Annotated in this window: 7 protein-coding genes; 3 read left to right on the forward strand and 4 right to left on the reverse strand. The window is 71.3% G+C overall.

Annotation, left to right across the window (positions count from 1 at the left end; genetic code table 11):
• The coding region (locus ACTWQJ_RS39800; protein WP_443311313.1) for a hypothetical protein at positions 1-767 on the reverse strand (767 nt) is incomplete at its 3' end.
• A gap of 181 nt (positions 768-948) precedes the next feature.
• On the opposite strand from ACTWQJ_RS39800, the gene ACTWQJ_RS39805 reads away from it, so the two are divergent.
• Complete coding sequence (locus ACTWQJ_RS39805) at positions 949-3,498, forward strand: M14 family zinc carboxypeptidase (protein ID WP_443311314.1); 2,550 nt, start codon at positions 949-951, stop codon at positions 3,496-3,498.
• A 50-nt stretch (positions 3,499-3,548) separates the two neighbouring features.
• Positions 3,549-4,697 carry a serine hydrolase domain-containing protein gene (locus tag ACTWQJ_RS39810; protein WP_443311315.1) on the forward strand — a complete coding sequence of 383 codons (1,149 nt, stop codon included), beginning with the start codon at positions 3,549-3,551 and terminating at the stop codon, positions 4,695-4,697.
• A gap of 116 nt (positions 4,698-4,813) precedes the next feature.
• Here ACTWQJ_RS39810 and ACTWQJ_RS39815 read toward each other — a convergent pair whose 3' ends face one another.
• A complete protein-coding gene (locus ACTWQJ_RS39815) occupies positions 4,814-5,836 on the reverse strand; it encodes an NADP-dependent oxidoreductase (RefSeq protein WP_443311316.1) in 1,023 nt (340 codons plus the stop codon).
• 124 nt (positions 5,837-5,960) lie between these two features.
• Here ACTWQJ_RS39815 and ACTWQJ_RS39820 point away from each other — a divergent pair, with 124 nt between their 5' ends.
• Entirely contained in the window at positions 5,961-6,434 is a 474-nt protein-coding gene (locus ACTWQJ_RS39820; protein ID WP_443311317.1) for a MarR family winged helix-turn-helix transcriptional regulator, read from the forward strand.
• Positions 6,435-6,639: 205 nt separating this feature from the next.
• On the opposite strand, the gene ACTWQJ_RS39825 is transcribed toward ACTWQJ_RS39820, so the two are convergent.
• Both ACTWQJ_RS39825 and ACTWQJ_RS39830 read right to left on the reverse strand, forming a co-directional pair.
• Complete coding sequence (locus ACTWQJ_RS39825; protein ID WP_443311318.1) at positions 6,640-6,885, reverse strand: hypothetical protein; 246 nt, start codon at positions 6,883-6,885, stop codon at positions 6,640-6,642.
• Positions 6,886-7,160: 275 nt separating this feature from the next.
• Positions 7,161-8,725: MMPL family transporter (locus ACTWQJ_RS39830; protein ID WP_443311319.1), on the reverse strand; the 1,565-nt coding region annotated here is incomplete at its 5' end.

An 8,725-nucleotide genomic window follows, 5' to 3' on the forward strand; every position in this document is an offset into this window, starting at 1 on the left:
CGTCCCGCCCCGGCCAGCAGCAGCGGCTGTAACTGCTCCAGCCCGGCGACCAGCAGCTCCTCCCCGGCGACGACAACCGGCCGTACCGCCTTGGCCGTCGCCGCGGCCCCCTCCGTCAGGTCGGCAAGCGGCGGCATCGCGGCCCGTACGACGCCCGCCCCCGCCATGGCCGCGCGTTCCGCCAACGCCACCTGGAGCGGCATCACGGGAGCCACGGCTGCCGTCAACGCGTCGGCGGCGCGGCGGAGTTCGGGTGAGGAGTCGCGCAGGACCTCCGCGGCCGCCCGGATCACCGGGGTCAGCACGAGCAGGACCCCGGCCGCGACGCCGGCCGTGGCGGGCAGCAGCGGTGACATCGCGTCCGTCAGTTCCTCGACCGCCGCCGCGAGCTCCTCCACCGCCGGCTGCACCGCGTCGAGGACGGGGAGCAGGCTGTCGCCGAGCGCCGTCAGCAGCGCCTGCGCCGGCTCGCTCACGGGGTGGGCGGCGAGCGGCATTCCGCTCGTGCCGAGCCGGGTCAGCGTGTCGACCATCCGGGAGAACCCCTCCTGGGCCTGCGGAGACGCGCTCGCCTCGGCCAGCTCCGCGGTGGTCTCGTGCAGCACCCGCAGCATTTCGGTGCCCGAACCGTCCCGGGGGTCAAGCGTGTTGATCGCGATCCGGGTGATGTTCTGGGCGGTGTCCAGGAGTTGGCCGGTGATGTCGGTGGTGCTGCGGGCCATCCGCAGGACGTCCTCCCTGCTGGGGAGCGACGGGATCGTTGCCACGGGTCCTCCTCGTCTCGAGTGCGCGCCACTGCCGAGCCCACTCAGCATGCCCCTTGTGAGCTGACCGCCATGCGCCATCCGGGGCAACGGCGGGCGTCGGCGACACCAAGACCCTCTTGTTGCGGTTGAGTCGAACAGGTACACCTCGCCGTACCGATCTCAGGAAGCCGAGGAGGTACGCGTGCGCACCACGAGAACCGCCCCAGCGAGACCCGTCCTGACCGCCGCCCTCATCGCAGGATCACTCCTGCTCACCACCCCGGCCCCGGCCGGCGCGGACACCGCCCCCGTCACCCGGGAGGGCCCAGCCCTCGACCACCGCCCCGCCAAGTCCCCGGCGAGCGCCGCCCGTCAGGCCCTCACCGCGCCCGTCCCCGACCTCTCCGACGACTCCGCGGACGACGCCCACCGCGGTTACCCGCGCGAACAGACCCTCACCCCGGACCCGGTGAACCCGGCCGACAAGTCGACAAAGCTGGGGCTCACTCCGTACCACGCCGTCGCGCCGAAGCTGAACGCCCTGCAACGCCTCGGGGATCGCGTCAGCGTCGAGATCGCGGGCCGCTCGGCCGGCGGCCACCGGCTCTATCTCGTCACCGTGACCGCCCCGGAGACGGCCCGTCAGGCCCGTGAGCAGAGCCGACTGCGCGAACTCATCGAGAACGCACCGGCGATGGCCGCCAAGGACCCGGCCGTCAAGGCGGCCTACAAGACGCCCGTCTTCCTCAACAACAACATCCACGGCAACGAGTGGGAGGGCACGGACGCCTCCCTGGAGCTCATCGAGCGGCTGGCGACCGCGAACGACGCGAAGACGGCGGACCTCCTCGCGCACAGCCGCCTGTACTTCAACATCACGGCCAACCCGGACGGGCGCATCGCTGGCACCCGGGCGAATGCCAACGGCTTCGACCTCAACCGCGACTTCGTCACCGCCTCCCAGCCCGAGGCGCGCGCGATGCGGCAGATCATGGTCGACAAGCAGCCGGCCGTCATGCTCGACCTGCACGGCTACGTCAACGGCACCCTCATCGAGCCCACCACCCCGCCGCACGGCGAGAACTACGAGTACGACCTGTTCCTCAAGAACACCTATGCCAACGCCCTCGGCATGGAAGCCGCCGTCAACGGCCTCGGCTACACGCCCGAGAAGGACGGCGTCGAGCCGGCCCAGATCCCGTTCCGCGACCAGGACGAGGGCTGGGACGACTGGCCGCCCATCTTCACCCCGCAGTACGCGGCCTTCCACGGCACCGTCGCCGCGCACACCGTCGAGATCCCGCTGCGGGTGAACAACACCGACTACAACACGCTGCCGGTGAGCGAGTTGCGCCGCCGTTCCGCGATCAACGTCGACGTGGCGGGCGCCGCGCTCGACGCCACGCTCGACTTCGTACAGCGGCAGCGCACCTTCCTGGTCGCGGACCAGATCGAGGTCTTCCGGCGGGGAGCCGCGGGCGCCGCGCAGGTGCCGGTGTCCGAGGAGACGGTGCCCGGCGTTCCCGGCATCGGACACGAGGACGTCTACACCACCACGTTCCCCCGCGCCTACGTCATCCCGGTCGGCGACGCCCAGCGCTCCCCCGCCGCAGCCGCCCGGCTCGTCGACCATCTGATCGCCAACGACGTCCGTGTCAGCCGCGTCGCCCACCCGTTCCGGCTGGACGGGCGGTGGTACGCCAAGGGCTCGTACGTCGTCGACATGCGCCAGCCCAAGCGAGGACTCGCGAACGCGCTGCTGGCGGACGGGCGGGACATCAGTGACAAGGTGTCGGTGATGTACGACATCTCGGGCTGGAGTCTCGGCCGGCTGTGGGGCGCCACGGTCGAGCCGGCGCAGGGCCTGTCCCACGTCACCCTGCGCCCGGTGCGCGCGGCCACACCGGTCGGGTACGTCGCCCCGCGCGGCGACCTGCGGCTGCGCCTCGACGATCCGCGCGAGGTCGCCGCGCTCAACTCCCTTCTGCAGCAGGGCGTCCGGGTACAGCAGGCGGCGAACGGCAGTGTCGTCGTGCCGGGCTCGGCGCGTCGGCAGGCGACCGCGGCGGCACGGACGTACGACGTCGCCTTCGACGCCACCCGCAGCACCGGAGGCACCCCGCTGACCCGCGTCCGGGTGGCCGCCGCGGTCACGCCGGGTGAGCTGTTCGCGCTGCGGGAGATGAACTTCGAGGTCACGCCGGTGTCGACGGCCGTGCTCAACGCGGGTTTCGACTGGTCGACGGTGGATGTGCTGTTCGTGTCGGCAGGGCTGGATCACGACGACCTGAACGCCGCGGCCCGTACCGCCCTCGACGCCTTCCTCGACGACCACGGTCTCGTCGGGCGCGGTGCGGACGGGGCCGTCCTCAACGCCGCCGCCGGGCTGCTGCCGGTCAAGGCCGTCGAGGGCAACGGGGACGCCAACGGGGTGGTGCGCGTGGTGAATTCCGGGGGGAAGGTCACCGCGGGCGCACCGGACCATGGCTTCGTCTATGCGCCGGTCTGGTTCACCGACCTCGGACCCGGCGTGCGGGTGGAGCAGTCGTATGCGACCGGGAATCCGCTCGTGTCCGGCCACTGGCGGCCGCTGGCAGACGGAACCGGCGGTTCCGCCGCGGCAGCGGGGCGGCCCTCGGTGGTGAGCGGCCCGCATGCGGTGCTCTTCGGCACCGAACCGCTCTTCCGGGCACACCCCAGGGGAGAATTCCCTCAGGTCGGACGGGCATTGTTCACCATGGCGACCATGTAGACCACGGCACACGCGAGCAGCGCTACGGCCGAGGAGGCAGAGGAGATCGGATGACGCAGCAGATCCACGGGACCGTCGCCGACGGCTTCGAGGAGGTGCGCGAGGAGTTCGCCGCGTTCGTGGCGACGGAACGGCCGGACTACGAGGGGCAGTTGTGCGCCCACGTCCACGGGCGGCGGGTCGTCGACCTGTGGGCGGGGCCGGACGACATCTCGGCCGACTCGCTCTACGGCGTCTTCTCGTCCACCAAGGGCGCCGCCCACCTCGTCGTCGCGCTCCTCGTCCAGGACGGCACACTCGAGCTGGACCGCAAGGTGACGTACTACTGGCCGGAGTTCGCCGCCGAGGGCAAGGGCGCACTGACCCTGCGCGAGCTGGTCACGCACCGGGCGGGCCTGATCGGACTGGACACCGGGTTCACCGAGGAGGAGCTGGCGGACGACCGGCTGATCTCCGAACGGCTCGCGGACCAGCGGCCGTTCTGGCGGCCCGGCACGGCCTTCGGCTACCACGCGCTGGTCATCGGGGCGCTCGCCGGTGAGGTGGTGCGGCGCGCGACCGGCCGTACGCTCCAGGAGGTGTACGAGGAGCGGGTGCGGGCCCCGTACGGGCTGGCCTTCCACCTGGGCCTGCCCGCCGCCGAGGAGCCCCGCTTCCGGTCCGTGCAGCCGATGGCCCCCACGGCCGAGCAGCAGGCCGTACTGGACGCCCAGCCGACCGGGCCGCACACGCTCTCCTCGATCGCGTTCAACACGCATGTGCCCGGCACGGGTGCGCTGGAGGACCACGCCAACTCCCGTACCGTACGCGCCAAGGGCCCGGCGTCGGCAGGCGGCGTGGCGTCCGCGCGCGGCCTCGCCGGGATGTACGCGGCGGCGATCAGCGAGGTGGACGGCCGACCGCCGCTGCTGAAGCCGGACACCGTCGCCGAGGTCGGGCAGATCCACTCGGTCGGCTACGACCTGGTGGCCCGCGCCCACAAGGCGTACGGGCTGGGCTTCCAGGCGACGGCGGAGAACTGGTACCCGTTCCTGGGCGCCGGGGCCTTCGGGCACAGCGGCGCGGGCGGCTCGCAGGCCTTCGCCGACCCGCGCAGCGGGCTGGCGTACGGCTACACGCGACGCCGGTGTGCCTTCCCGGGCGGGGCGGCGCCGGAGAACGTGGGGTTCGTACGCGCGGTGCACAGCGCTGCTCTGTGAATGAGTGAAGGCCGCACCCCACGTCCAAGGGTGCGGCCTTCGCCGTACGCAACGAGCGCCGTCGGACGAGCGTCACGGTGATGGCGCCGCGGGTCGCCTTCGCGTGCGAGCAGGCGTCAGAGCTTGACGATCATCTTGCCGGTGTTGTCGCCGCGCAGGACGCCGAGGAAGGCCTCCAGGTTGTTCTCGATGCCCTCGACGACGGTCTCGCGGTACTTCAGGGCACCCGAGGCGACCCAGGGGCCGACCTCCTGCACGAACTGCGGCTGGAGGTCGTAGTGGTCGCTGACCAGGAAGCCCTCGATGCGGCCGCGGGTCTGGATGAGGCGGGCGAGGTTGCGCGGGCCGGGGGCGGGCTCGGTGTTGTTGTAGACGGAGATCATGCCGCAGACGGCGATCCGGCCACCCTCGTTGAGGGACCCGATGGCGGCCTCCAGGTGATCGCCACCGACGTTGTCGAAGTAGACGTCGATACCGTCGGGCGCGGCGGCAAGCAGCTGCTCGCTCACCGACCCGTTCTTGTAGTTGAAGGCGGCGTCGAACCCGTACTCCTCGACGAGCAGCTTGACCTTCTCGTCGGACCCGGCGGACCCGATGACCCGCGAGGCCCCCTTCAGCTTGGCGATCTGCCCGACCTGACTGCCCACGGCACCGGCCGCACCGGACACGAACACGACGTCGCCCTCCTTGAAGGCGGCGGTGCGCAGCAGGCCGGCGTAGGCGGTCAGGCCGGTCATGCCGAGCACACCGAGGTACGTCGACAGCGGGGCGGCCTCGGGGTCGACCTTGACGGCGGTCTTGGCGTCCACGGCGGCGTACTCGCGCCAGCCGAAGAAGTGCAGCACATGGTCGCCGACGGCGATGCCCTCGGCGTTCGAGGCGACGACCTCGCCGACCGCGCCGCCCTGCATGACCTTGCCGAGCTCGAAGGGGGCGACGTACGACTTGGCGGCACTCATACGGCCGCGCATGTACGGGTCCACGGAGAGGTACTGGTTCCGGACCAGCACCTGGCCCTCACCCGGCGTTGGCATCGGGGCCTCGACCAGGGCGAAGTCCTCGGGCTTGGGCCAGCCGACCGGGCGGCTGAGCAGGTGCCATTCGCGGTTGACGGCGGGGAGTGCGGGGGTGTCGGTCATGATGCGCCTTTCCTGCGGGCCGCGTGTGGGTGACGGCGTACGGCGTGAGCAAATACTTCATTACCTGAAACAACAATGCTCTCCAATATTTCAGGATGTCAAGTAACCGAGTACCCTGGAGAGCATGGCCGTACCACAGACCACCCGCCCCGACGAACTGACCATGGAGGTCGTCGACCTGATCGGCTCGGTCGTGGCCCTCTACCACGAGGAGTACGACGAGGCCGCCGGCGAACACGCACTGACCGGCGCCCAGGCCAAGCTGCTGAGCCTGCTGTCACTCGAGCCACTGCCGATGCGGAAACTGGCCCACAAGCTGAGGTGCGAGCCCTCCAACGTCACAGGCATCGTGGACCGCCTGGAGGCCCGGGGCCTGGTGGAACGCCGCCCGGACCCGGCCGACCGCCGCGTGAAGCTGGCGGTGGCGACGGAGGAGGGGCGGCGGGTGGCGCGAAGCCTGCGGGAGTCACTGCGGTTCGCGCGGGAGCCGTTGGCGGGGTTGAGCGAGGAGGAGCGGCTTATTTTGCGGGATTTGCTGCGGCGGATGCTGGGGCGGGCTCCTACGATGGACAACCTCGCGGCCAGGTCCTCCGGTTGACCGCGCCGATCAACGCCGGCAGCCCGTCCGGGACCGGCTGCTCTTCGTGAGGACGTGGAGGGGAGTGCCTCGGCGGCGGCCTGCGACAGTTCCTCGTCCTGGGTGACGAGCAGGCGCAAGCGACGTACCCGGGTCGGCGTGAGCCGGTCCACCAGGTAGTGCATGTCCCGCCTGAGCTCAACCCCGACGCTGGTCAACGCCGACCTCAAGCGCAGCGCCTGCCCATGCACAGCCGAGCGACCAGGGCGACCAGGGCGACCAGCAGAATCTGCGGATAGCCGGAGGCCGCGTACTGGTTGGAGCCCTTGCCCAGGTGCGCGCGTGTGGCGGAGGCGTCCGGCGCATCCAGGCAGGTGCCGTCGACGGCGACCACCAGCAGCCCGGCCCAGCGGGCCACGGCGGTGGGGACCGCGGACGCCGGGCCGCGCAGCAGGTCGAACAGGGCCCGCATGGGACGCACCCCGAGCCAGCAGCGGGCATGCCGCAGTGAAGCTTCCCCTTGATCGCGGACACCTGGAGACTGGGACGTGTGAGCCCAGACGAAGCAGTGCCAGGTGGGAAGCAGGTACACGATTTTTCAACCTGGCGTTGAGACGGGCTCGTTGGGGTGGCCCGGTGTCCGGACGCGATGAAGCTCCTGGTAGACGGATTCACGACCAAGAGGGACGCCGATCGGCTGTCGACGGATCGCGCAACAGCGAGGCGGCGCCTTCGCCGGCGTGACGATCAGTGTTCGACGGCCATCTCGATCCTTCTCGTCAGCGCCTTCACGGAACCCGGTGCCTGCCAGGCCCGGGGACCGGCCAGCCGGAAGAACACCGGGACCAGCACGCCGCGGATCAGCACGGCGTCCAGGAGGATCGCGATGCCGGTGCCCAGGCCGAAGAACTTGGCCAGGGAGACTCCGGACAGTGCGATGGCGAAGAAGGAGACGGCCAGCAGTCCCGCGGCCGCGCTGATGAGGGGGCCGCTTTCGCCGAGCCCGGCGCGGACCGACAGTTCGGTGGGGTCTCCGGCGATGTGCCGTTCCTTGATGCGGGACAGGAGGAAGATCTCGTAGTCCATGGACAGTGCGTACGCGACGCACACCAGGAGCACCGGCATGGTGATGGCCAGCGGCGACGGGGTGAAGCCGAGGAGTCCGGACAGGTGGCCGTCGTTGAAGACCCACACCATCGCGCCGACGACTGCTGCCAGCCCGAGCGCGTTGAGCAGGACCGCCTTGACCGGAAGGAGCACGCTGCCGGTGGCCAGCAGAAGCAGCACAAGCGTGATCAGCACGGTCAGGCCGAGTGCCCAGGGCAGTCCGGCGGCCAAGGCGCTGGTGGTGTCCACGAGCTGCGCGGCCAGGCCGGCGACGAGCACCTGCCGGTCGCCGGGCACCGGTACCGCGCGTACCCGTTCGGCCAGCTGGCTGCCCTCAGGCGAGTAGGGCACGACGCGGGTGTGCAGGTCGAGCCGTACGGTCCGACCGTTGCGCAGGCCTGCCGCGGCGCCGTCCGCCCCCCTCGTCGCCTCCTGCGGCCGGCCATGGGCGAATCCGCCGGAGGGGCTGTCCACCTGGTCGACGCCGGGCACGCGGGACAGCGCCTGGGCGTACGTGGCCAGAGCGGTCCCCGAGGGGTCCTGGTCCCATACCGGCACGACCACGCTGATCGTGTCACCGCCGGCGCCGTCAGCGAAGCCCGTACGCAGCACATCGGCCACCTGCCGGCTTTCGGTGTCCTTGGGCAGGGCGCGCTCGTCCGGGATGCCGAACTGCGCGTGGCCCAGCGGCAGGGCCAGTACCACCAGCCCGGCGACCGCCACCAAGCCCCACAACGCGGGGCGGCGCATGGAGCCGCCGGCGATGCGGCCCCACAGCCGCCGTTCGGGATCGGCCGGCTCGGCGCGGGCCCGCAGCACGGGCCACTTGTCGACCCGGTTCCCCAGCAGCAGGAGCATGGCGGGCAGCGGCCCGAGCGCACCCAGCACGGTGATCGCCACCGTCGCCACGCCCGCGAACGCGAACGACCGCAGGAAGTACAAAGGGAAGACCAGCAACGTGAGCAGCACACTGGCCACGATCACGGCGCTGAAGACCACCGTGCGGCCGGCGGTGCTCAGGGTACGCCGCAGCGCCGCCGTGTCGTCGTCGCCGACGGCACGCTCCTGCCGGTAGCGGGCGACGATCAGCAGGCTGTAGTCCACCGCGAGGCCGAGGCCGCAGGGCCAGTACCACCAGCCCGGCGACCGCCACCAAGCCCCACAACGCGGGGCGGCGCATGGAGCCGCCGGCGATGCGGCCCCAC

Origin of the sequence: Streptomyces sp. KR55, from assembly GCF_052245645.1 — a bacterium.
Classification (GTDB): domain Bacteria; phylum Actinomycetota; class Actinomycetes; order Streptomycetales; family Streptomycetaceae; genus Streptomyces; species Streptomyces flavusporus.